The 21,110-nt window shown below is 68.8% G+C and carries 23 protein-coding genes; 7 read left to right on the top strand and 16 right to left on the bottom strand.

Annotated elements, in window-relative coordinates:
- Positions 1 to 4: 4 nt before the first annotated feature.
- Both NC7_RS26235 and NC7_RS26230 read right to left on the bottom strand, forming a co-directional pair.
- Positions 5 to 670: a response regulator gene (locus tag NC7_RS26235; RefSeq protein ID WP_067987976.1), complete on the bottom strand. Its 666-nt coding sequence runs from the start codon at positions 668 to 670 to the stop codon at positions 5 to 7.
- Positions 671 to 679: 9 nt separating this feature from the next.
- On the bottom strand, positions 680 to 1,843 hold the full coding sequence (locus NC7_RS26230; RefSeq protein WP_157102183.1) for a sensor histidine kinase: 1,164 nt from the start codon (positions 1,841 to 1,843) through the stop codon (positions 680 to 682).
- A 166-nt stretch (positions 1,844 to 2,009) separates the two neighbouring features.
- On the opposite strand from NC7_RS26230, the gene NC7_RS26225 reads away from it, so the two are divergent.
- Complete coding sequence (locus NC7_RS26225; protein WP_067987971.1) at positions 2,010 to 2,762, top strand: hypothetical protein; 753 nt, start codon at positions 2,010 to 2,012, stop codon at positions 2,760 to 2,762.
- Between the two features lie 40 nt (positions 2,763 to 2,802).
- Positions 2,803 to 3,234: an SRPBCC domain-containing protein gene (locus tag NC7_RS26220; protein ID WP_067987968.1), complete on the top strand. Its 432-nt coding sequence runs from the start codon at positions 2,803 to 2,805 to the stop codon at positions 3,232 to 3,234.
- 138 nt (positions 3,235 to 3,372) lie between these two features.
- On the opposite strand, the gene gatA is transcribed toward NC7_RS26220, so the two are convergent.
- Both gatA and gatC read right to left on the bottom strand, forming a co-directional pair.
- On the bottom strand, positions 3,373 to 4,860 hold the full coding sequence (gene gatA, locus NC7_RS26215) for an Asp-tRNA(Asn)/Glu-tRNA(Gln) amidotransferase subunit GatA (RefSeq protein WP_067987965.1): 1,488 nt from the start codon (positions 4,858 to 4,860) through the stop codon (positions 3,373 to 3,375).
- The gene (gene gatC, locus NC7_RS26210) at positions 4,857 to 5,153 is read right to left on the bottom strand and encodes an Asp-tRNA(Asn)/Glu-tRNA(Gln) amidotransferase subunit GatC (protein WP_067987962.1); all 297 of its coding nucleotides are present in this window, start codon (positions 5,151 to 5,153) and stop codon (positions 4,857 to 4,859) included. Before gatC ends, gatA begins: the two co-directional genes overlap by 4 nt.
- 215 nt (positions 5,154 to 5,368) lie before the next feature.
- Here gatC and NC7_RS26205 point away from each other — a divergent pair, with 215 nt between their 5' ends.
- A complete protein-coding gene (locus NC7_RS26205; RefSeq protein WP_067987960.1) occupies positions 5,369 to 6,019 on the top strand; it encodes an ACT domain-containing protein in 651 nt (216 codons plus the stop codon).
- Here NC7_RS26205 and NC7_RS26200 read toward each other — a convergent pair.
- From NC7_RS26200 to NC7_RS26190, 3 genes are all read right to left on the bottom strand, one after another.
- On the bottom strand, positions 6,012 to 6,530 hold the full coding sequence (locus NC7_RS26200) for a GNAT family N-acetyltransferase (RefSeq protein ID WP_067987957.1): 519 nt from the start codon (positions 6,528 to 6,530) through the stop codon (positions 6,012 to 6,014). The two genes, NC7_RS26205 and NC7_RS26200, sit on opposite strands and share 8 nt — an antisense overlap.
- A gap of 65 nt (positions 6,531 to 6,595) precedes the next feature.
- A complete protein-coding gene (locus NC7_RS26195; protein WP_067987954.1) occupies positions 6,596 to 6,940 on the bottom strand; it encodes a hypothetical protein in 345 nt (114 codons plus the stop codon).
- Between the two features lie 18 nt (positions 6,941 to 6,958).
- Entirely contained in the window at positions 6,959 to 8,143 is a 1,185-nt protein-coding gene (locus tag NC7_RS26190; protein WP_236573729.1) for an AAA family ATPase, read from the bottom strand.
- Between the two features lie 335 nt (positions 8,144 to 8,478).
- On the opposite strand from NC7_RS26190, the gene NC7_RS26185 reads away from it, so the two are divergent.
- On the top strand, positions 8,479 to 8,814 hold the full coding sequence (locus NC7_RS26185; protein WP_067987949.1) for a hypothetical protein: 336 nt from the start codon (positions 8,479 to 8,481) through the stop codon (positions 8,812 to 8,814).
- A gap of 120 nt (positions 8,815 to 8,934) precedes the next feature.
- On the opposite strand, the gene ligA is transcribed toward NC7_RS26185, so the two are convergent.
- The 7 genes from ligA to NC7_RS26150 all read right to left on the bottom strand — a co-directional run bounded on the left by ligA (position 8,935) and on the right by NC7_RS26150 (position 16,620).
- Positions 8,935 to 11,037, bottom strand: coding sequence for an NAD-dependent DNA ligase LigA (ligA, locus tag NC7_RS26180; protein ID WP_067988107.1), 2,103 nt, complete (start codon positions 11,035 to 11,037; stop codon positions 8,935 to 8,937).
- Positions 11,038 to 11,124: 87 nt separating this feature from the next.
- Positions 11,125 to 11,556 (bottom strand): type II toxin-antitoxin system VapC family toxin, encoded by a 432-nt coding sequence (locus tag NC7_RS26175; RefSeq protein ID WP_201449940.1) that lies wholly within the window; start codon positions 11,554 to 11,556, stop codon positions 11,125 to 11,127.
- Positions 11,549 to 11,788: an AbrB/MazE/SpoVT family DNA-binding domain-containing protein gene (locus tag NC7_RS26170; protein ID WP_067493448.1), complete on the bottom strand. Its 240-nt coding sequence runs from the start codon at positions 11,786 to 11,788 to the stop codon at positions 11,549 to 11,551. Before NC7_RS26170 ends, NC7_RS26175 begins: the two co-directional genes overlap by 8 nt.
- A 66-nt stretch (positions 11,789 to 11,854) precedes the next feature.
- Positions 11,855 to 12,922 (bottom strand): methionine synthase, encoded by a 1,068-nt coding sequence (locus NC7_RS26165; protein WP_084458803.1) that lies wholly within the window; start codon positions 12,920 to 12,922, stop codon positions 11,855 to 11,857.
- Between the two features lie 180 nt (positions 12,923 to 13,102).
- The gene (mnmA, locus tag NC7_RS26160; RefSeq protein ID WP_067987943.1) at positions 13,103 to 14,218 is read right to left on the bottom strand and encodes a tRNA 2-thiouridine(34) synthase MnmA; all 1,116 of its coding nucleotides are present in this window, start codon (positions 14,216 to 14,218) and stop codon (positions 13,103 to 13,105) included.
- On the bottom strand, positions 14,218 to 15,423 hold the full coding sequence (locus NC7_RS26155) for a cysteine desulfurase family protein (RefSeq protein ID WP_067987941.1): 1,206 nt from the start codon (positions 15,421 to 15,423) through the stop codon (positions 14,218 to 14,220). The genes mnmA and NC7_RS26155 overlap by 1 nt, the downstream gene beginning before the upstream one ends.
- Positions 15,424 to 15,645: 222 nt before the next feature.
- Positions 15,646 to 16,620: a helix-turn-helix transcriptional regulator gene (locus NC7_RS26150; RefSeq protein WP_067987938.1), complete on the bottom strand. Its 975-nt coding sequence runs from the start codon at positions 16,618 to 16,620 to the stop codon at positions 15,646 to 15,648.
- Positions 16,621 to 16,700: 80 nt separating this feature from the next.
- Between NC7_RS26150 and NC7_RS26145 the strand changes: the two genes are divergently transcribed.
- Positions 16,701 to 17,285, top strand: coding sequence for a VOC family protein (locus tag NC7_RS26145; protein WP_067987937.1), 585 nt, complete (start codon positions 16,701 to 16,703; stop codon positions 17,283 to 17,285).
- Between the two features lie 62 nt (positions 17,286 to 17,347).
- On the opposite strand, the gene NC7_RS26140 is transcribed toward NC7_RS26145, so the two are convergent.
- Positions 17,348 to 18,886, bottom strand: coding sequence for an MFS transporter (locus NC7_RS26140; RefSeq protein ID WP_067987934.1), 1,539 nt, complete (start codon positions 18,884 to 18,886; stop codon positions 17,348 to 17,350).
- An 80-nt stretch (positions 18,887 to 18,966) separates the two neighbouring features.
- On the opposite strand from NC7_RS26140, the gene NC7_RS26135 reads away from it, so the two are divergent.
- Positions 18,967 to 19,515 carry a TetR/AcrR family transcriptional regulator gene (locus NC7_RS26135; RefSeq protein WP_067987931.1) on the top strand — a complete coding sequence of 183 codons (549 nt, stop codon included), beginning with the start codon at positions 18,967 to 18,969 and terminating at the stop codon, positions 19,513 to 19,515.
- A 78-nt stretch (positions 19,516 to 19,593) separates the two neighbouring features.
- Here the strand turns inward: NC7_RS26135 and NC7_RS26130 are convergent, their stop codons facing one another.
- Positions 19,594 to 20,190 (bottom strand): hypothetical protein, encoded by a 597-nt coding sequence (locus tag NC7_RS26130; RefSeq protein ID WP_067988103.1) that lies wholly within the window; start codon positions 20,188 to 20,190, stop codon positions 19,594 to 19,596.
- A gap of 357 nt (positions 20,191 to 20,547) precedes the next feature.
- Here NC7_RS26130 and NC7_RS26125 point away from each other — a divergent pair, with 357 nt between their 5' ends.
- A complete protein-coding gene (locus tag NC7_RS26125) occupies positions 20,548 to 21,042 on the top strand; it encodes an Lrp/AsnC family transcriptional regulator (RefSeq protein ID WP_067988100.1) in 495 nt (164 codons plus the stop codon).
- The last annotated feature ends 68 nt before the right edge of the window (positions 21,043 to 21,110 follow it).

Below are 21,110 nucleotides of genomic sequence, written 5' to 3'. Positions count from 1 at the left end.
CCGCTCAGCCGGGAACGACCAGACCGGATTCATAGGCGAGGACGACCGCTTGGGCCCGGTCGCGCAGGCCGAGCTTGGAAAAGACCTTGGACACATGGGTTTTCACGGTCTGCTCAGCGACGAACAGCTCGCTCGCGATCTCGGTGTTGGACAGACCCTTGGCGACAAGTTCGAGAACCTCGCGTTCGCGCGGGGTCAGGGTGGCCAGGGCGGGCGCGGGTGCGGTGCGCACGGTGTTGCGTCGACGGGTCACGTCGGCGATCAGGCGGCGCGTGATCGTCGGGGCGAGCAGGGCTTGGCCGTCGGCGACCACCCGCACCGCGCGCACCAGTTCCTCGGCGGGTGCGTCCTTGAGCAGGAACCCGCTGGCGCCGAGGCTCAGCGCCTCGTACACGTAGTCGTCGATGTCGAAGGTGGTGAGCATGAGCACCCGCACGGGCGGGTCGAAACCGGCGGCGAGGATGGCGCGGGCGGCGTCGAGTCCGTTCATCTCGGGCATGCGCACGTCCATCAGCACCACGTCGGGACGCAGCCGTTTGGCTTCGGCGACCGCCACTTTGCCGTCGGGCGCGTCACCGACGACGCTGATGTCGGGTTGGGCACCGAGCAGGGCACCGAAACCCTGCCGGACCATCGCCTGGTCGTCGGCGATCAAGACGGTAATGGCCACGCGACCACCTTACGGGGTCGGCAGCGTCACCGAGACCTCGAATCCGCCGGTCGTGGTGGGTCCCGCGAGCAGTTGTCCGCCGACCGCCACCACCCGGGTACGCATGCCGTCGATGCCGTGCCCGCCACCCGTGCTCTTGCTCGGCACACCGGTGGCGGGGTCGTTGTGGACCGTCACCGTCACCAGGCCGGGCCGCACTCCGACCGCGACGCGCACGGGGGCGCCGGGTGCGTGCCGCGCGCAGTTGGCCATCGACTCCTGGACGACGCGGTACACGACCAGCCCGGTGGTCTCGGGCACGGCCGACAGGTCACCGTCGACGGTCCACTCGACGGGCAGACCGGCACGCGCGGCCGACTCGCACAGCGCGGGCACGTCGGCGGCGCGCGGTTGCGGCGCGTGTTCGGGCAACTGCCCGTCGCTGCGCAGCACGCCGAGCATGCCGCGGATCTCGTTGAGCGCGGTGCGCGCGGAGACGCCGATGGATTCGAATTCCGCCGCGGCCGCCGGGTGCAGATCGGCGATCCGGTAGGGCGCGGTCTGGGCCTGCACCACCACCATGGACATGTGGTGGGCGACCACATCGTGCAGGTCACGGGCGATGCGCGCCTTCTCCTCGAGGATGGCGCGGCGCGCGCGTTCCACCTCGGTGACCTCGGCCTGTCGCTCGAGTTTGGCCCGGGAGGCGACGACGGTCTGGAGCAGGTAGCCCAGCAACGCCAGCGCACCGAACCCGATGGGCCAGCCCCACAGCGGACCGTCGGCCGAACCGGGCATGGTCGTGGCGAACAACATCGACTGCCCCGCCCAGGCGACGACCACCACCGGCAGCGGCGCGCGCACGGCCACCGCGAACAGCAGCACGAACAACACGATGACGTGCACCACCTGGAACGGCAGGTCGTTGCCCGGTGTCGGCGCGAGCACCAGCGAGATGAGCAGCGCCGCGCCCGCGGAGATGGCCCAGCCGAGGGCCGGGTTGATCCGGACGAGCAGGAGCGGGAACACCGCGAGCCCCGAGATCAGCGGTGCCACCGCCGCGGGCACCTCGTGGGTGACGAACAGCGTCGGCCACGCGACGCTGTACAAAATGAGCGCTACCAGCACGGTCGCCAGATCGAACCAGGTGTTCGCGTCGATCCGGCGTGCCGAGGTGCGCAGTTGTCCGGTCATGGTCACGAGCCTAGGAAACGGGCCGTCGACCCACCTCATACCCACGAACGAACTGCGACCCCCTACCCTGGTGTGACCCCGGCGCCGGGACACCCCCCGCGCGCCTCGCGAAACCGGTCCGCAGCGGGATGCCCGCCGTACGACCCGCTCCTTACTGTCGGAGGCCATGAAAACCCCGCTTCGCCCGGCACCCGCCGCTCGCCGTGCCCGTGCCACAGGTTCCGCGTCGCCCGCCGACACCACCACTCCCCATCGCCGCCGCAGCGGCATCGCGCTGTGCACCGCCGGGCTCGCGATGGCCGCCGCGGTCGTCATGTCGGCACCGGGCGCGATGGGTACCACCCCGGGCGGCGGGGTCGAGAACGCGGCCGCCACCGCCGTGGTGCGCTCCCTCACCGATGACGACCCGGACGTGCCCGCGCTCATCCCCCGCGATTTCGGTTTCAAGTTCGGGTACGACCCCGCCGAACAGGACGGCATGCTGGTGAACCCGAACGGCGGCTGCTCCTCCCCGGTGACATTGCCCGGCGAGTTCGAGGCCGCCTGCAAGGCCCACGACCTCGGCTACGACATGCTGCGCTACGCCGAACGGGTCGACGAGCCGCTCGGCCCGTGGGCCCGGCGCTCGGTGGACGCGGCTCTGAACCGGCGCATCCATGCCGCCTGTGAGCTGCGCGACGACGAGTTCTCGCGGGCACGCTGCGGCGTGATGGCCGATATCGCCTTCACCGCCGTAGACGTGAATTCGCGCAGGCAGGACTACGCCGCACCGGTGGTGGAGAACGTCTTCGCCGAGACCGACCCCGCCGACCGGCCCAACCTGTGGCCCTTGGCGCGCACGGTGCTCGGTTTGTTCGCGGTGACGGCGGCCTGCGCGGTGATCATCGACGCGCTACGCAAACGTCGCCGCGCGATCTGAGCGCATTGCCGATTTCTAGAACTTGTTCTAGCTTTCACGCATGACTCTGGTGATCGACGAGACGGTCGAGATCGATGCCCCCGCCGCGAAAGTCTGGCAGGTACTCACCGATTTCGCACACTACGGCGAGTGGAATACCTTCTGCTACGAGGCCTCGAGCACGCTGGTGCCCGGCGAGCCGATCGACATGATGGTGAATCTCGGTGGCAACAAGCGCGCCCAGCGCGAGTGGCTCCGCACCCACACGCCGGGCGTCGAGTTCAGCTATGCGATGAAGCCGGTGCCACTGGGCGCGCTGCACAGCCTGCGCTCACACACCGTGGTCCCGCTCGGCGAGGACCGCTGCCGCTACGAATCGCGCTTCACGCTTGCCGGGTGGCTCAGCCTCGTGGTCACCCTGGCGCTCGGCAAGCACCTGCGCGCCGGGTTCGGCGCCATGACGGCCGGAGTCGCCGCTCGCGCCGTCTCGTAGTCTCGCCCGCGCGCTGGATCGCGCGCGAGGGCCACAGGAGCCGCCGTCGGTCGCGAACCGGCCTCATTGTCCTCGTCGACGGAAAGCGGGGCCCGCCAAGGATTCTCCTCCTCGACGGGCCCCGCTCGGTACGAACTCTCAGACCGCGCCCGGCGTGGGCAGCGGGCCACGGGCCGCCTCGTAGGCCGCGCCCACCCGGTACAGCCGGTCGTCGGCCAGGGCGGGTGCCATGATCTGCAGACCCACCGGCAGGTTGTCGTCGGCCGACAGCCCCGACGGCACCGACATGCCGGGGTGCCCGGCGAGGTTGGTCGGCAGGGTGCACAGGTCCGACAGGTACATCGCCAGCGGGTCGTCCACCTTCTCGCCCAGCTTCCACGGGGTGAACGGGCTGGTCGGCGAGACGAGCACGTCGACCTTCTCGTAGGCGGCGTCGAAGTCGCGCGCGATCATGGTGCGCACCTTGAGCGCCTGACCGTAGTAGGCGTCGTAGTACCCGGCCGAGAGCGCGTAGGTGCCGATGATGATGCGGCGCTTGACCTCCGGGCCGAAACCGGCCTCGCGGGTCAGCGACATCACCTGGTCGGCACTGTGGCTGCCGTCGTCACCGACGCGCAGGCCGTAGCGCATGGCATCGAAGCGGGCCAGGTTCGACGACACCTCCGACGGCATCACCAGGTAGTACGAGGACAGCGCGTACTCGAAGCTCGGGCACGACACCTCGATCACCTCGGCGCCGAGTTCCTTCAGCACCGCGACGGCGGCGTCGAAGGAGGACAGCACACCGGGCTGGTAACTGTCGGAATGCAATTCGCGCACCACGCCGACCCGCACCCCGGTCAGATCGCCGGTGGCGCCCTGACGCGCGGCCTCGACCACCGGGGCCACCGGCACATCGCGCGAGGTGGAGTCGCGTGGGTCGTGCCCGGCGATCACCTCGTGCAGCAGCGCGGTGTCGAGCACGGTGCGACCACACGGACCGCCCTGGTCCAGCGACGACGCGCACGCGACGAGCCCGTACCTGGACACGGTGCCGTAGGTGGGCTTCACACCGACGGTGGCGGTGACGGCAGCGGGCTGACGGATCGAGCCACCGGTGTCGGTGCCGATGGCCAGCGGCGCCTGGAACGAGGCGAGCGCGGCCGCCGAACCACCACCGGAACCACCCGGGATGCGGGTGGTGTCCCAAGGGTTGCGGGTGGGGCCGTACGCGGAGTTCTCGGTCGACGATCCCATGGCGAACTCGTCCATGTTGGTCTTGCCGAGAATCGGGATCCCCGCGGCGCGCAGCCGCGCGGTGACGGTGGCGTCGTAGGGCGACATCCACCCCTCGAGCACCTTCGACGCGCACGTGGTCGGCATGTCGGTGGTGGTGAAAACGTCCTTGAGCGCCAACGGAACTCCCGCCAGCGCCGAGGCGGGCCGGTCCCCCGAGGCGATCGCGGCGTCGACCACGGCGGCGGCGGCCAGCGCCTGCTCGCTCGCGACGTGCAGGAAGGCGTTGAGCTCGCCGTCGACCTTGCCGATGCGGTCCAGGTGGGCCTGGGTGACCTCGGTGGAGGACACCTCGCCGCCGTGGATCCTGCTCGCCAGCTCGGCCGCCGACAGCGTGGTCAACTCACTCATTCGCCCTCTCCCAGGATCTGCGGGACCAGGAAACGCTGTTCTTCCACGGCGGGCGCCTGGTCCAGCGCCTGCTCGGGGGTGAGGCCGGGCACGACCACGTCGGGCCGGGTGACATTGGTCGTCGGGTTCGGCGATGCGGTGGCGGGGACGTCGGCGGCGACCTCGGTGATGGTCCGGACGTGGCTGAGGATCGAATCCAGCTGACCGGCGAACTGGTCGAGTTCGGCGTCGGTCAACGCCAGCCGGGACAGCCGGGCGAGGTGAGCGACCTCGTCGCGGGAGATTGCGGGCACCGCGGGACCCCTTTCGGCTTCGGGTGGGCAGAACTTCCGGTACAGCCTAACGAGGTGGGCGAGCAGCCCCGGACGCACCCGCCTCGCACGAAAGTTCGCCCTCCTCGGCGCGATGGCGTCATACTCGAGTCGAGATCCCCCGGTTGGGGGTGTAAGTATTGCTTCACCGGGTATTCGTTCTCGAACAGCCTCGGCCGTCAAGGAAAGGAACGCACGTGTCATACCTGCTCCGCGTGCAACTTCCGGATCGACCGGGAAGCCTCGGTTCCCTCGCATTGGCCCTCGGCGGAGTGGGCGCGGACATCCTCTCGCTCGATGTCGTCGAGCGCGGCGCGGGATTCGCCATCGATGATCTCGTGGTCGAGGTGCCGACCGGCGCCCTGCCCGACACGCTCATCACGGCCGCCGAATCCGTGCGCGATGTGAGCGTCGACTCCATCCGCCCATACTCCGGTGTCCTCGACACCCACCGCGAACTCGAGCTGATCGACCAGGTGGCCGGTGCGCGCGACGATCGCATGCAGGTCCTCGTCGACGGTGTGCCCCGGGTGTTACGGGCGGGCTGGTCGACCATCATCGCGCTCGGCCCCTCGGGTGCCTACCGGGTGGTCGGCAGCCCGAGTGCTCCTGAGACACAAGCGGGTTCGGCGCCGTGGATGCCCATCGAGAAGCCGACGTGGCTCGACGGCGAAGCCGAGTGGGTGCCCCAGATCTGGCGCGACATGGACACCAAGCTGGCGGCTGCCCCGCTCGGCGGGTCCGGCAAGGCGCTGCTGCTCGGCCGCCCGGGCGGCCCCGATTTCCGCCCGTCCGAGGTGGCCCGGCTCGGCTACCTCGCCGGCATCGTCGCCACCGTCCTCAGCTGAGCGCCAACCGCATCACGAACAGCGGCAGCCCGTCGTCGGTGCTCCAATTGCGTTCCGGCACAGCGACGAAGCCGAGGCGTTCGTAGATGCGATGGGCATCGACCATGGTGCCCATGGTCGTCAACGCCACCGCCTCGAAGCCACCCGCCTTCGCCTCCTCGATCACGGTGCGCACCAACGCCGTTCCCACGCCGAGCCCACGCGCGCGCTTCGACACGGCGAGCATCCGGAACTCGAGCTCGCCGGGACGGGCGATCTCGGCGTAGGGGTTGCCGGGTTCGGCGATGGTGAGCGACCCCACCACCTGACCGTCGTGCAGAGCGACGAGCACCTGGGCGTGGGCGGCCCGGTGCGCCGCGTCACCCAGTTCGCGCGCGTAGTCGTCGGTTGCGGAGACGTAGCCGTCGCCGACGTACACCTCGACGGTCAGGGCCGAGATCGCGGCGTATTCGTCGGGCTGCGCGGTCCGGATCTGCGGACCGCTCACTGTTGCGTGGTTGTTGCCGTGCATTCCCGCATGATCGCACCCGGGCGGCTGTGAGCTCCGACGCACCCGTCCCGGCCACCGGGACCGTCTCAGCTACCGAGATACGGGCGGAGTCCAGGATGCTGGGCGGACCAGCGATCGGGGTTACGCGGCGAGTAGACGACGTCGAGCTGGTCGCCGATCGAGGGCCAGTGCGCCGCGTCCCAGGCGAACCGCCCGTACACCACCTTCGCGGGCACCGACGGCCCGGTGAGCGTGCCGGTGATGGTCACGTAGTGCTCGCCGGTCATGGCGGGCAACGGGCTCACGCCGGTCACCGTCATGGACCCGTGCTCGAGCCCGGTCCCCCCACCGCCGCCACGCCTGGTCAGGAGGGCGCCGATCATGACCACGAGCATCGTCACCATGGCCACCGCCATCACCACTTCGAGCATGACCCCATGGTAGGCCGACTACAGACCGACGAGTTCGCTGACGCCCTGCGCCCGCCGCACCTGCCACACCGCCGTCCTGGTGCGCTGGGACCGGCCGTTGTTACGGTCGATGAGCGCGCGGTCGGCGGTGGTGTAGATCAACTGGGCGCCGCGGGCGTTGGTCTCCGGGTTCTGGAACAGCTGCACCAGCCGGTCGGTCTCCTCCACCGGCAGTCCGGCGCCGAGATCGTCGACGGCGAGGACACCGCCGGTGTCGAGCGCCTCGAGCATGGCGGGCAGCACCCGCAGCAGCGCGCGCGTCGCGGTCGATTCGTCGGCCAGATCGAACGCGATGTCGATGCCTTCGTGCACCAGGCTCAGGCCGGGACCACGGCGCTCGACCATGCGAAGGTACAGGGTGTCGCGGGCAGCCCGCAGTGTGCTCAGTTCCCGCTCCACCAGCACCGCATCGGCGCCGTTCTGGTCGAGTTGCGCTGTGAGCGCGGCGATTCCGGCATCCATGTCCCGCAGGTAGTCGGCATACATCGGGTCGTGCTCGGCGATCAGCAGGTCCTCGATGCCCAGATCGGCGGTGCGCAACAACATCAGCAGGCGCGCGGCGTTGTCGGGCGACCGGGAGATGTGGCTTCCGAGGTCGTGCGCCAGCGCCTCGACCCCGATATCACCCTGCTGCACGTGCAGATTCGCCGCGAACCAGCGGTAGGCGGGCACCAGCGCCTCCGCGTACAACTGACCGGCCAGGCTCAACAGCAACGCGTTGGGCCGCAGTAGCGGCACCAGCGCCGCCACGCCGTACCGCGCCGCCTCGAACATCGGCCCGATCTTGACCCGATCCCCGTTGCGCTCGAACACGATTCGCTTGCGCGAGCGCGGATGGGTGTAGAGCCATTCCGCGATCACATCGGCGCTGTCGAGGCGGAAGCCGTAGGTGTACGGCACACCCTCCGCCACGAAACCGGTGACGAATTCGGTCGGCCGATCGGCGAATCCGAGGTGGGGCCGTCGCACCGGACCCGCATAGGGGTCCCAGCCGCTCACCGAGTTCAGCACCGCGTCACGCATCTGCGCGAGCGCGTCGACCACACTCGTCTTCCCCGACGCCGCCACCCCGTACACCGCCGTCACCGGCACCGGCAGCGGCGCACCCGCGCCCTTGGTCAGCCGCAGTTGCTGCGCCTCGGCCAACGACCCGTGATTGGCCACCTGAAAACTCCGCAACAAGATGGACTGCCCCGCCTCTCTGATCCGCCTCCCCGAGAATCCAGGCCGGATTCAGGTGCGGGGAAGCTCTTGGGTCGGCGGCCGGACCATACAGCAGGTCGCGGTCGTACCCGATGAGTCACCCATGTTCTCACCAGATCCCACGGAAACGTGAGCCAGGATGTCGGACGGTTGACCACCGCGCCCTGGCGGACGAGTCGGCAACGCCACCAGAGTGTGGTGATCGCCGGTTCAGGTTGCGATCGTGTGCACGTCGCGCGGGGTGGCGGGGTCTCGGTTAGTCTGGCCGGAAATCGGCGAGAGGCGGAGCGACAGTGATGATGCGCGGACTGGTTGTGGCGGCGTTGGGGGCCGGGGCCGTGGTGCCGGTGCTGGTGGTCGGGGCACCGAACGCGGTGGCCGATCCGTGTCCGGACGGAACCGCACGGGTGTTCCTGGGGAACTCGACGAACAGCTGCCAGGGAGCTGGAACCGTCAGTTACACCGACGCGCCGGTGTCGAAGGTGTGCTCGATGACCGGCAGTGATGTCGTGGTCGACATCGAGGGGAACTCGAAGAAGACGCACCGGCATGTGGAGCTGACCAACGGCCAGTGCGCCCAATTCGACATTCGCACCCAGATGGCGAACACGGTCACCGTCACCCCGCGCTGAGTCGACGCCCGGTGGCGGGCCCGACTTCACGGCGGTCGGGCTCGACCGCCTCGCGGGTGACGGGTCCGACTGCACAACGGCCGGACCGGCCGCCACCGACCGGCCCGGCGGCCTGAGCGATCAGGTTGTCGGTTCTTCGGCAGTATCCGTGTCGACCGGAGGCGTCACCGCTTCCGGACCTTGCTCGAGCAGTAGCCGGAACCCGTCTTCGTCGAGGATCGTGACACCGAGTTCTTCGGCCTTGGCGGCCTTGGAACCGGGTGAATCGCCGATCACCACGAACGCGGTCTTCTTCGACACCGAGCTCGCCGCCTTGCCGCCGCGGACCAGGATCGCCTCCTTGGCGCCGTCGCGGGTGAAGGTCTGCAGCGAACCGGTGACCACGATCGACAGCCCTTCGAGGGTGCGTTCGATCGAGGCGTCGCGCTCGTCCTCCATGCGCACACCGGCGGCGCGCCACTTGTCGACGATGGCGCGATGCCAGTCGACGGTGAACCATTCGGCCGCCGCCGCGGCGATAGTCGGGCCGACGCCGTCGGTCGACGAAAGTTCTTCCACCGTCGCGGATTCGATGCGCTCCAAGCTGCCGAACTCGGCGGCCAGCGCGCGGGCGGCGGTCGGGCCGACGTGCCGGATGGACAGCCCGACCAGCACCCGCCACAGCGGCCGGTCCTTCACCGCCTGCAAGTTTTCCAGCAGCCGCCTGCCGTTGGCGGACAAGCCGCCTTCCTTGTTGGTGAACAGCGGAACCGACAGCAGTTTCTGCTCGTCGAGGTCGAACAGATCGCCTTCGTCGGTGATGGCGCCGGAGCGCAGCAACGCGTCGGCCGCCTTGTCGCCGAGTGCCTCGATGTCGAAGGCGCCTCGTCCGGCCAGGTGGAACACCCGCTCGCGCAGCTGGGCGGGGCAGAACTGCTGGTTGGGGCAGCGGATGTCGGCGTCGCCCTCCTTCGCGGGCGCCAGTTCGGTGCCACAGTTGGGGCAGTGCGTCGGCATCACGAACTCGCGTTCGTCGCCGGTGCGGGCGTCGACCACCGGGCCGAGTACCTCGGGGATCACGTCACCGGCCTTGCGGATGGTGACGGTGTCGCCGATCAGCACACCCTTGCGCTTGACCTCCGAGGCGTTGTGCAGCGTGGCCATCGAGACCGTCGATCCCGCGATGGTGACGGGCGCCATCACGGCGAACGGGGTGACCCGTCCGGTACGGCCGACATTCACCTCGATGTTCAGCAGCGTCGTCGTCGCCTCCTCCGGCGGGTACTTGTAGGCGATGGCCCAGCGCGGCGCACGAGAGGTGGAGCCGAGGCGTCGCTGCAAGGCCATCTCGTCGACCTTGATGACCTGCCCGTCGAGTTCGTGCTCGATGTCGTGGCGGTGCTCGCCCCAATACGCGACCCGCTCGATCACCGCGTCGACGCCCCGCACCAGCCGGGTGTGTTCCGACACCGGCAGCCCCCACGCGGCGAGCGCCTGGTAGGCCTCGTGCATGGAGTCGGGGCGGTAGCCGTCGATGCGGCCGAAACCGTGGCAGATCATCCGCAGCCTGCGCTGAGCGGTGATCGCGGGATTCTTCTGGCGCAGCGATCCGGCGGCGGTGTTGCGCGGGTTGGCGTAGGGCGGTTTGCCTTCGGCGACGATCTGGGCGTTGAGCGTCTGGAAATCCTCGAGCCGGAAGTACACCTCGCCGCGCACCTCGAGCAGGTCCGGGATCGGGAACTGCTCGGTGGCGGTGAGCTCGGTGGGGATGTCGTCGATGGTGCGGGCGTTGAGGGTGACGTCCTCACCGGTTCGCCCGTCGCCACGGGTGGCCGCGCGCACCAGCTTGCCGTTCTCGTACACCAGGTTCAGTGCCACACCGTCGATCTTCACCTCGCACAGATAGTGCAGGTCGGGACCGGTTTCGGCCTCCACCCGGGCGGCCCAGGCGCGCAGTTCGTCGAAGTCGAACACGTTGTCCAGCGACAACATGCGCTCGAGGTGGTCGACCGCGGTGAACTCGGTGGCGAATCCGCCGCCGACCAATTGGGTGGGCGAATCGGGTGTGCGCAGGTCGGGGTGCGCTTCCTCCATCGCCTGCAATTCGCGCAGGAGGGTGTCGAACTCACCGTCGGTGATGATCGGCGAGTCCCGCACGTAGTAGCGGAACTGGTGCTCGCGCACCTCGTCGGCCAACTGCTGCCACCGCACCCGCTGCTCGGGGCTGGCACCTTCGGCACTCACGGAAACCGCGCTGTCGCTCTCACTCACACCCAGCACATTAGTGGAGGCCACCGACACTTTCGGCGACCGTTCCCGCACGTCGCGGCCTCATACCGGCGAGATGACCTCGACGGTGGGAAAGTAGCTGCGATAGCGTGCCGCATCGCGAGTGAGCAGCCGGTATCCGCTGATCGCGGCGTGCGCACCGATATAGAAGTCAGGCAGAGGTGACCGCTTCTCACCGCCCCGCCGACGGTAAGCGAGAAAGGCCCGAGCAGCCAGAAAGGCCGCGTCCCACGGCAGCGGTTCACGCTCGAACGCCTGAGGCGGCAACGCGGCCTCCACCGCTTCCTTCGTCGAATAGCCGATCGAGACCTCCGCGTAGATCAACGGATTGATCACCACTCGCCCGGAGTTGCGAGCGGCGGACAACTCCGAAGCCGACCATTGTTCCCAGGTGGGGTCGCCGTCCAGCACATCAATGAGCACACAGCTGTCGACCAAAGTGGTTCGCCGCAGGGCGGTAACTGATTCAGTCACGCAGCAGCGCCATGATCTCATCGGTCGTCAACTCCGCGACCTCAGGATTGTCGAATCGATGCCGACGCATCTGGCGAACGAGCCGCTCGCCGGGGCTGTCCTCGCCACCACGAACCACGATGCGCAACGCGCCGCCGTCCTCGATCACGTCGAGTTCGTCGCCTTCTTTGAGATTGAACTTCGCCCGCAGCTCAGCGGGGATGGTGACCTGGCCGTTCGCGTTCATGCGCATGTCGGACTCCATCTATTAGGCAACTACGTAATAGATGGTACCTCTGATGAGCCGACCAGCGGAAAGCTATTCGGAGTTGATCGACTCCGGGTCCTCGGTGAACGCGCGGGCGACGTCGGTGCTGAGAGAGAGGGCTTTGCGGGCCCAGTCCAGCGGTGCGCCTGCCAGCCCGCACCCCGGGGTCACCAACACCTGAGTGGTCAGGGTGGTGCGCGGGAAGCCGAGGCGGTCGATCAGGCGGACGGCGGGTTCCGCGATCGCCCGCCAGGTGGTCGGCGCGGCCGGTTGCTCCGTCGGAACGAGGCCGAGAGCGATCTTCTTGCCGCGGTCCACGATGTCGCCGAGGACGTCGAGGTCGGCGGTGGTGATGGTGGAGGCGTCGAAGGAGATTCCGGCGGCGGCGGTGCGGCCGATGGTGGCGAGGGCGGGACGAGAAGCGCAGGTGTGCAACAGAACCGGGGCGTTCTGCGCCTCGATCACGGTGTCGAGAATGCGCTGCGCCTCGGGCTCGGGGAGGGCGCTGATGGTGTTGAGGATGCTCGGGCCACGCAGCGAACCGTCGAGCACGGTGGTGAGTCGCGGTTCGTCGAGCTGGATGACGACCTGTGCGCCCAGTCGTCTGCGCACCTCGTCCGCGTGCCGCGCCAGTCCCTCGGCGAGGGATTCCGAAAGATCGCGCATCGCACCGGAATCGGTGAGAATCCGGTGACCGCCGGGCAGTTCCACCTCGGCGGCCAGGGTGAGCGGACCGGCCGACTGCAGCTTCACCGGCCGCCCGGAGCCCACCAGACCCGCTGTCTCCCATGCTTCTTCGATCGCATCGAGATCGAACCGGAGCAGGTCGCGCGCCCGGCGCGACACCGCGCCCGGTCGGGCGCCAAGCCGGTACCCACGCGTGGTCGAATCGAAGCGCAGGTCGACCAGCAGTGCCGACACCCGCCCGATCATGTCGGCGCCGATCCCCCGCTGCGGCAGCTCGACCAGGTGCGCGAGGTCGGGTAGCTCGCCGATGATCGTCGCGGCGGCTTCGCGCGGATCGGTGCCGGGCCAGGAGCCGACACCCGTGGCGACCCCGCCGACGAGCAGGTCGGTCGGCGTGCTCTCACCGGAGTTCTCGCTTCGCGACAGTGTCACGTGCACAACACCTTTCGTGTCATCGAACGGTGCGCTCACCGGTCGGCGAGCAACATCGACGGATCGCACCCGCCGATCGTGCGACGCACGGACCCGCCCCCTGTCATCCTGCCCGCACGGCCCGAGCGCGCACGCGTCGACCGGCACCGAACCGCGATCGACGCCGTGAGACAGTACGCCTCAGGCGGAGGCGTCGGTTGTTCCCGCGACGGCCCCGGCGCGATCGGTGCCGTCGATGGTGCCGCTGCCGACCACGGTGTCGCCACCGTCGGCATCGGGCAGGTAGAGCACGATGGCCTGCCCCTTCGCGACGCCGCTGAGCGGTTCACGCAGCCGCGCGACCAGCCCGTCACCCACCGGTTCGACCACAGCGGGCGCGGTGCCGCCGTGGGCGCGCACCTGCACCACGCACTCGACCGGTTCGGTCGGTCGCACGCCGGAGGTCCAGATGGCACGGTCGGCGGTGATGACGTCGACCTGCAGGTCTTCCACCGAACCGACCTTCACCGTGCCGGAATCGGGGTCGATCCCGGTGACGTAGCGCGGCTTGCCGTCGGCGGCGGTGTGGCTCAGGCCGAGGCCCTTGCGCTGGCCGACGGTGAACCCGTGCACGCCCTCGTGGGTGCCGAGGACAGTGCCGTCGGAGTCGACGAGCGCACCGGGCCGGATACCGATCTTGGCGCCGAGGAACGCCCGGGTGTCGCCGGAGGGGATGAAGCAGATGTCGTGGCTGTCGGGCTTGTTCGCCACGGCGAGACCACGCTCGGCCGCTTCCTCACGGATGCGCGGCTTGGGGGTGTCACCGACCGGGAACATGGCGCGCGAGAGCTGCTCGGCGGTGAGCACCGCGAGCACGTAGGACTGGTCCTTGTCGGCGTCGACCGCGCGGCGCAGCACGCCGTCCTCGAGGCGGGCGTAGTGGCCGGTGACCACGGCGTCGAAGCCGAGCGCCTGTGCCCGGTCGGCCAGCGCGGAGAACTTGATCTTCTCGTTGCAGCGCAGGCACGGGTTCGGTGTCTCGCCCGCGGCGTAGGCGGCGACGAAGTCGTCGATCACGTCTTCTTTGAAGCGGTCGGCGAAATCCCAGACGTAGAACGGGATTCCGAGCACATCGGCGGCGCGACGGGCGTCACCGGCGTCCTCCTTGGAGCAGCAGCCGCGCGAGCCGGTGCGCAAGGTTCCGGGCGAGGCCGACAGCGCCAGATGCACCCCGACCACCTCGTGGCCCGCGTCCACGGCCCGCGCCGCGGCCACCGCCGAATCGACTCCACCACTCATGGCGGCAAGTACTCGCATCAGGCACCTCCTCTAGCGCCGGCCAGGCCCGCGGCCCTGGCCCTTTCGATGACCTGCGGCAGCACGGTCAGCAATGTCTCGACATCGGATTCGGTCGAGGTGTGGCCAAGCGAGAACCGCAGCGAACTGCGTGCCTGCCACGGTTGCACCCCCATCGCGATCAGGACATGGCTCGGCGAGGCGACACCCGCGTTGCACGCCGAGCCGGTGGAGCATTCGACACCGGCGGCGTCGAGCAGCATGAGCAGCGAGTCGCCCTCGCAGCCGGGGAAGGTGAAGTGGGCGTTGCCTGGCAATCTGCGTTCGTCGGCGGGACCGTTGAGCACGGCATCCGGCTCGAGCTCACGGACACCGGCGATCAGCTTGTCGCGCAACGCTTTCAGGCGCAGTACCGCGTCGGCGGAGGCGGCGCGCAACGCGGCGGCGAACCCGACGGCGGCCGCCACGTCGGAAGTCCCCGACCGCAGGTCGCGCTCGTGGCCACCACCGTGGATCAGCGGCACACACGGCACCTGCCGACCGAGCAGCAGCACACCGATGCCGTGCGGCCCGCCGACCTTGTGCCCCGCGACACTCAGCGCCGCGAGCCCGCTCGCCGCGAAGTCGACCGGAACCTGGGTCACCGCCTGGATCGCGTCGCTGTGCATCGGGATGTCGAATTCCTGTGCGACGGCGGCCAATTCGGCGATCGGCTGCACGGTGCCGACCTCGTTGTTGGCCCACATCACGCTCACGAGCGCGACCTCGTCACCGTACGCCGCGAGCACCTCACGCAGCGCCTGCGGCGACACCACGCCCTCGTCGTCGACCGGCAACCAGCTCACCCGCGCACCCTCGTGCTGCTCGAGCCACTCCACCGCGTCGAGCACCGCGTGATGCTCGACCGAGCTCACCACCAACCGGGTCCGGCGCGGATCCGCCGCCCGTCGCCCCCAGAAAATGCCCTTGATCGCGAGATTGTCGCTTTCGGTCCCCCCGGAGGTGAAGATCACCTCCGACGGCCGCGCCCCCAACTCGGCCGCGATCGACTCGCGCGCCTCCTCCAACGTCCGCCGCGCCGCCCGCCCCGACCCGTGCAGCGACGAGGCATTCCCCACCATCCCCAGCGCAGCCGTCATCGCCTCGACCGCGTCGGGCAACATCGGGGTGGTCGCCGCGTGATCGAGGTAGACCGTCTTGGGCGCACCCGAATAAGCCGACTTCATGACCGACAAAGCCTACACCCCCGCTGACCTGGTCATCTTCGGGGTCCACCCCTGCTCTCTACGATTTTTCTACGATTTACCCAGGAATCTCAACAGCTGTATCACCTAGTTTCATTCCCGAATCGGCGAAGAGCCGGGCGGTGAGAAGGTCGAGACGGGTGGGAGTCGAGGGGCCGAGCTGGTGACCGCGACTGTGCGCCGACCAAGAGGGATTGCGTTTGCTCAGCGACTGGGCGTCGGTGCGGGTGTGGCGAGGAGGAGCCTGGATCCCCAGTCCTTCACGAGGTCGATGGCTTCGGGTGGTCCGTGCACGACGAACGGCGCGCCGATCGAGACGAGGCAGAAGGTTGCCCAGTCCAGGGATTCGGCGGCGATGTGGACCTCGCACGAGTCAGGGTCGATGGCTGCGACGGTGCCGTGGTGGACGATTTCGGCTCTGACACGTTCGGCGGAAGCTCGGATGGTGGCGTGGACCCGGTACCTCGACGGCATCGACCTGATCCGGTCGCGAACGTATTCCACCGGGTCGCCCCCGGGCAGGCCGCGCCGTGCGAAATGTGCACCGGTGCGGTGTGGATGCGCGATCCGGTCGATTCGGAAGGTACGCCAGTCGGTGCGATCGAGGTCCCAGGCCACCAGGTAGAGGCGACTTTCGACATTGACGATCTGATGCGGTTGGGTGGTGCGCTGCGAAGGGGCCGAGTCGCTGCCGCGGTAGGAGAACGAGACGGTATCGGCGTCCCGACAGGCCAACGCGAGGGTGGTCAACGCGGTGACATCGTCTATTCCGGCGCGGTGGGATCCCTCACCGGCGGGGGTCGCGACGGTCCGCAGACTGTCGATCCGGCGGCGGATACGAGTCGGCAGGACCTGGACGATCTTGGCCATAGCGCTCATCGCGGCTTCCGCGGAGGCGGGGTGGACGCCGGTGGCGATCTCCTTCAGCCCCAGCACCGTCGCGGCGGCCTCCTCTTCTCCCAGCACCAGCGGCGGCAGGCAGGCACCCGCGCTGAGCTGGTAGCCGCCGCCGGTACCGCGCGTGGTGACGATCGGATAGCCGATCTCCTGGAGGCTGAGCACATCGCGCCGGACGGTCCGCTCGCTGACATCGAGCCGACGCGCCAAGTCGGCACCGGACCAGTGGCGACGACTTTGCAGCAGACCGAGAAGCGCGAGGGTGCGAGTACCGGTGGACACACCACGAGGCTAGGCGCCCTTGTGGCCATATCCTGTCCGCAACTGCGGCGAATCTTGAGGCACCGAGCGAAAGGAACAGTATGTCCACCACTCCCGCAGTCCCCGCCGCGCCCGCCGGATCCGCAACGGCCGACCCCTTCATCTGGACCGATGACGCGGCAGGTCTGCTCGACTTCCTGGTCGATGTGTTCGGAGCGATCGAGGTCCCCGAGGCGCGGACCGCCGACACCGACGGCCTGATTCTGCATTCCGAATTGCGGATCGGCGATTCGACGCTGACGATCGCCGACCGCAAACCGGACTGGCCGTACATGCCGTCCTTCGTCCGCGTCTATGTCGACGATCCGGCCGCCACGCTGAAACGAGCCGCCGCGCGTGGTGCACGGATCGTCACCGAGCCGACGGATTTCTGGGGCGACGTACTGTCGCGCTTCGCCGACCCGTTCGGCCACCTGTGGTGGGTGTACAAGCACAATCCGGAAAACACGGCATGGGAGGAAGGGACGGTGGACGAAACCGGCGAAAACGACTGGGGGCAGGCCCGTTCCGCCGAGGCTGGTGCGGGTGAGCAATCCTGGGAGGCGTTCGCGACACCGGAATTGACCGCCGTTCATTCCTCGCTCATGGAAGCAATGGCGTCGCTGCGGGATCCGCGCACCCGCTGACCGGCCGGGGAACCTCGACGGCGCGCTGTACTGGTACCAGCGGCTGGGTGGGCCGGTCGTCATCAGTGGTCGTGGGTGGCGAGGTCGGCTTGGGCCGAGACACCGCGCAGCATGACGCCCGCGAAGATCGCCACGGCGAGCAGGATCAGGGCGGCGAGGCCGCCGGTCCAGGCGAGCGCGGTGGTGAACGACTCCGTCGCGGCCGTGGACAGCGCTGTGCCGAGCGCGCCGGGTAGTTCCTCGGCGTACAGCAGCGCCGCGCCGAGGGTCTCCTTCGCGGATTCGAGCACGCCGGTCGGTAGCCCGGCCGGTGCGGTGTCGGCGAGTCCGGAGCGGTAGAAGCCGAGCAGCGCTGAGCCCAGGATCGCCGTGCCGAAGGCGGTGCCGAGTTCGTAGGCGGTTTCGCTGATCGCGGCGGCCTGGCCCGACTGCTCGGGGCGGACCGAGCTCATGATGAGGTCGTTGGTGAGGGTCAGTCCCACTCCGGCGCCGAGGCCGACCAGACACAGTGCGACAGCGATGACCCACGGCTGGGTGGCCGGGGTGAGGGTGAGCAGCGTCGCGAAACCGCCCGCGGTGATCAGGACCCCGGCGGCGACGATGATCGAGGTGGGCATCCGCTTGACGAGCGCCGCGGCGATGAACCCGGCGAAGGCGGAGACCGCGGCTTGCGGCAACATCCACAGCGCCGACTGGACAACACTGAGACCCACGACGAGCTGCAGGAACTGGGTGAGGGCGAACAGGGCGCCGACCAGCGAGAATATCGACAGCAGATCGGTGACGACAGCGCCCGTGAAGGCCCGCACCCGGAAGAGTCGGACGTTGATCATGGGCACCGGCATCCGCAGCTGACGCACGACGAACAGCGCGACCAGGAGCAGGCCCGCGAAGAACGTGAGGAACGCGATGCCGGGCTCCGTGCCCTCGGCGAAGGTCTTCACGCCGTAGACGAACGAGATCATGCCCGCGAGGGAGAGCACGATGCTGAGGACATCGATGCGGCCCGGGTTCGGATTTCTGCTCTCCGGAACGAAGATCGGCGCCAGCACGAGCAACAGCACCATCACCGGGATATTCATGAGAAACGCCGCGTGCCAGCTGAACACCTCGATGATCCAGCCGCCGATGATCGGCCCAGCCGCGGCGCCGAGCGCACCCGTCGCGGACCAGACCGCCATGGCCGTTCGGCGCTGGGCCCGGTCGAGGAACATGTTGCGGATGAGGGAGAGCGTGCCCGGCATGATCGTCGCGCCGCCGATGCCGAGCAGGGCACGGGCGGCGATCAGCATCAACGGTTCGGTCGAGAGCGCACCGAGGACGGACGCGATCGCGAAGAGGACCGCGCCGATCAGGAGGACTTTCCGTCTACCGAAACGGTCGCCGAGCGACGACATGGTGATGAGCAGCCCGGCGAGCATCAGCGAGTAGATGTCGAGCATCCACAGTTGCTGAGTGCCGGAGGGTTCCAGGTCGGCGGTGATGTCGGGCAGCGCGAAGATCAGCACCATGCCATCGATCGCGATGAGCAGCATGGGCAGCACGAGGACCGCCAGGCCGACCCAGGTGCGGACCGTCGCCCGGTGTGCGGTGTCGTTCATCAGCTCCCACTTTCACTATTTACTTCACCAATCAGTGTACTACACCGGGCGGTATACTAATGAGGGCGAGAGGAGACCTGGTGGCCCGACCGAGCGCACGACCCAAACTGATCGAGGCGGCACTGCGTGTCGTGGAAGAGCGCGGCATCACCGCGCTCACGTTGGACGCGGTGGCCGACGAGGCCGGGATGACCAAGCGCGGCCTCATTTACCACTTCCCGAGCAAGCACGACCTGATCACCGGAATCCACGAGGACCTCGCCGCCCGGATCGAGCGAGAACTGGTCGAGGCCACCGGGGGGGAACCCGAAGAGGCGAGTCTCGTGGAGCGCACGAAAGGGTATGTGCGAGCGGCACTCCGGGCGCCGACGACCGTGGAGATGCGTCTCATCATGGAGGCGGCCAACGAGCCCGAATGGATGGAGCCTTGGCTGCGGGTCTACCGCCGCTGGTTCCCCGAGGGAGAACAACCGGTCGAGGAACTCGACGAAGTGGCACTGCGCTGCCTGGTCGCCCGGATGGCCGCCGACGGGGCGTGGGGGTACGAGAGCACTCTCGCGGCCCCGCTGACCCAGGAAGGCCGACGACGGCTGGTGACGCGCATTCTCGACGTCCTCGACCAGCCGTGATCGACCTCTGTCGCACTCGGAGTCGTCCCCGGCCGAGGCGCCCGGCTCCGCGAGGCTCGCGGCGGCCCCCTTTGGCGGCTACGAGATTTCGGTGCGTCGACGTCGGTGATAGGCGACGGTGACAGCGGCCAGAAGCGGACCCCACAGCAGGAGCGGGGTGTAGCAGAGGTAGTAGACGGCCGACTCCCAGCCGCCCGCCCGGGACGGGAAGTCTTCGGGAGTCGGTTCCCCGCGCAGGGTGACACCGGCGAGCTCGGTGACGAAGGCCGCGGTCCACATGATCGTCAGCGTCACGGCGCCGAGCGCGGCGGGGACGACGGCGACCGGAGTCGGGATTCGTCGACCGTGCAGCCACGGGAACCAGCGGGGGAACCATTCGCCCCACGCCGCGATGAGCCCGACGGCGGTGAAGGCCAACAGCTCCGACACCAGCGTCAAGGCGATGACGTAGAGCTCGCCGGGCAGCCAGGCGGGGAGGTCCCCACGCTTGCCCGCCGCCTCGTCGTCGAAGAAGGCCACGCCGATCCGCCAGAGCCCGGACGGCAGGACGGTCAGCGGAATGGCGAGGGCGGCGGTCGCGGCCCAGGACGGCACTCCCGCCACCGGGGTGTGCACGGCTCGCCACGTGGTGCGGAGTCGGCCGGTGACCACCGGCGGATCGGCCAGAGCAGTCACTTCCACTCCCCCGCCCGCGCACCGACCACTCGCAGGCGCCACGTGCCCCTTCGACGCGTGGGCAACCAACCATCGAGCATGATGTCCTCCATTAACGGAACGATTCGTTTCGTAACTAGAGTGACACACGTCCGCTTCCCTCGCCAAGCGACAGAGCCCGACGACCGCGAACAGCGCCGTGACACCACCGACCGCCGGGCACACGACAGCAGCAACCGCCGCGCCCTGCCACGCGACGAGCGCGGTGCCTCCATCACATCCGCCACGCCGTCAGAAGTCGACGCGGCCACCTCAGCCGGTGCGCTCCACCGCGTTCATCGCTCTTTCAGTCCGGTTCCGCTGTGCCAGAATGCGCGGATGGCCATCAAGTTCGATGCTGTCGATGCCGCGTTGCTCGCCGAGTTGGCGCGGGATCCTCGGGCGCCGATTCTGGAGTTGGCGCAGCGGCTGGGGATCGCGCGGAATACGGTGCAGGCGCGGATGAAGCGGCTCGAGGCTTCGGGGGCGGTGCGGGGGTACCCGCCGGATATCGACGTGGCGGCGATCGGGTTCGCGGTGCACGCGTTTCTCGGGATCGAGCTCGATCAGAACAAGATGGACCCGATCATCGAGCGGTTGCGCGACTTCCCGCACGTGCTCGAGGTGCACGCGACCACGGGTCGCGCCGACCTGCTCGTCCGGGTGGCCGCGCGCTCACAGCAGGATCTGCTGGAGATCATTCAGCGGGTGCACGCCATCGACGGGGTCAACCACACCGAGACGATGCTCGCCCTGGCCACGCCGATCGAGTACCGGAGCCTGCCGCTGGTCGAGGATCTGACGGCCCGACGATCCGGCGACGAGGTGAGCTAGGTCTCGTCGCTCGAGCAGATTGACACATCCAAGGCAGTGGCGTGGATCACTTTTGAGCAGTCTGATCA

Source organism: Nocardia caishijiensis NBRC 108228, assembly GCF_001612825.1.
In the GTDB taxonomy this organism is placed as follows: Bacteria; Actinomycetota; Actinomycetes; order Mycobacteriales; family Mycobacteriaceae; genus Nocardia; species Nocardia caishijiensis.
The sequence above is the reverse complement of the archived record's forward strand: the minus strand, read 5'-3'. Positions and strand labels throughout refer to the sequence as shown.

Excerpts from the sequence above, each read along its gene's own strand:
- NC7_RS26140 (WP_067987934.1), bottom strand. The coding sequence starts at position 18,886 with ATGAACGACACCGCACACCGGGCGACGGTCCGCACCTGGGTCGGCCTG.
- NC7_RS26225 (WP_067987971.1), top strand. The coding sequence starts at position 2,010 with ATGAAAACCCCGCTTCGCCCGGCACCCGCCGCTCGCCGTGCCCGTGCC.
- NC7_RS26145 (WP_067987937.1), top strand. The coding sequence starts at position 16,701 with ATGTCCACCACTCCCGCAGTCCCCGCCGCGCCCGCCGGATCCGCAACG.
- NC7_RS26155 (WP_067987941.1), bottom strand. The coding sequence starts at position 15,423 with ATGAAGTCGGCTTATTCGGGTGCGCCCAAGACGGTCTACCTCGATCAC.
- gatA (WP_067987965.1), bottom strand. The coding sequence starts at position 4,860 with ATGAGTGAGTTGACCACGCTGTCGGCGGCCGAGCTGGCGAGCAGGATC.
- NC7_RS26170 (WP_067493448.1), bottom strand. The coding sequence starts at position 11,788 with ATGCGCATGAACGCGAACGGCCAGGTCACCATCCCCGCTGAGCTGCGG.
- NC7_RS26185 (WP_067987949.1), top strand. The coding sequence starts at position 8,479 with ATGATGCGCGGACTGGTTGTGGCGGCGTTGGGGGCCGGGGCCGTGGTG.
- NC7_RS26195 (WP_067987954.1), bottom strand. The coding sequence starts at position 6,940 with ATGCTCGAAGTGGTGATGGCGGTGGCCATGGTGACGATGCTCGTGGTC.
- NC7_RS26230 (WP_157102183.1), bottom strand. The coding sequence starts at position 1,843 with ATGACCGGACAACTGCGCACCTCGGCACGCCGGATCGACGCGAACACC.
- NC7_RS26220 (WP_067987968.1), top strand. The coding sequence starts at position 2,803 with ATGACTCTGGTGATCGACGAGACGGTCGAGATCGATGCCCCCGCCGCG.
- NC7_RS26200 (WP_067987957.1), bottom strand. The coding sequence starts at position 6,530 with ATGCACGGCAACAACCACGCAACAGTGAGCGGTCCGCAGATCCGGACC.
- NC7_RS26125 (WP_067988100.1), top strand. The coding sequence starts at position 20,548 with ATGGCCATCAAGTTCGATGCTGTCGATGCCGCGTTGCTCGCCGAGTTG.
- mnmA (WP_067987943.1), bottom strand. The coding sequence starts at position 14,218 with ATGCGAGTACTTGCCGCCATGAGTGGTGGAGTCGATTCGGCGGTGGCC.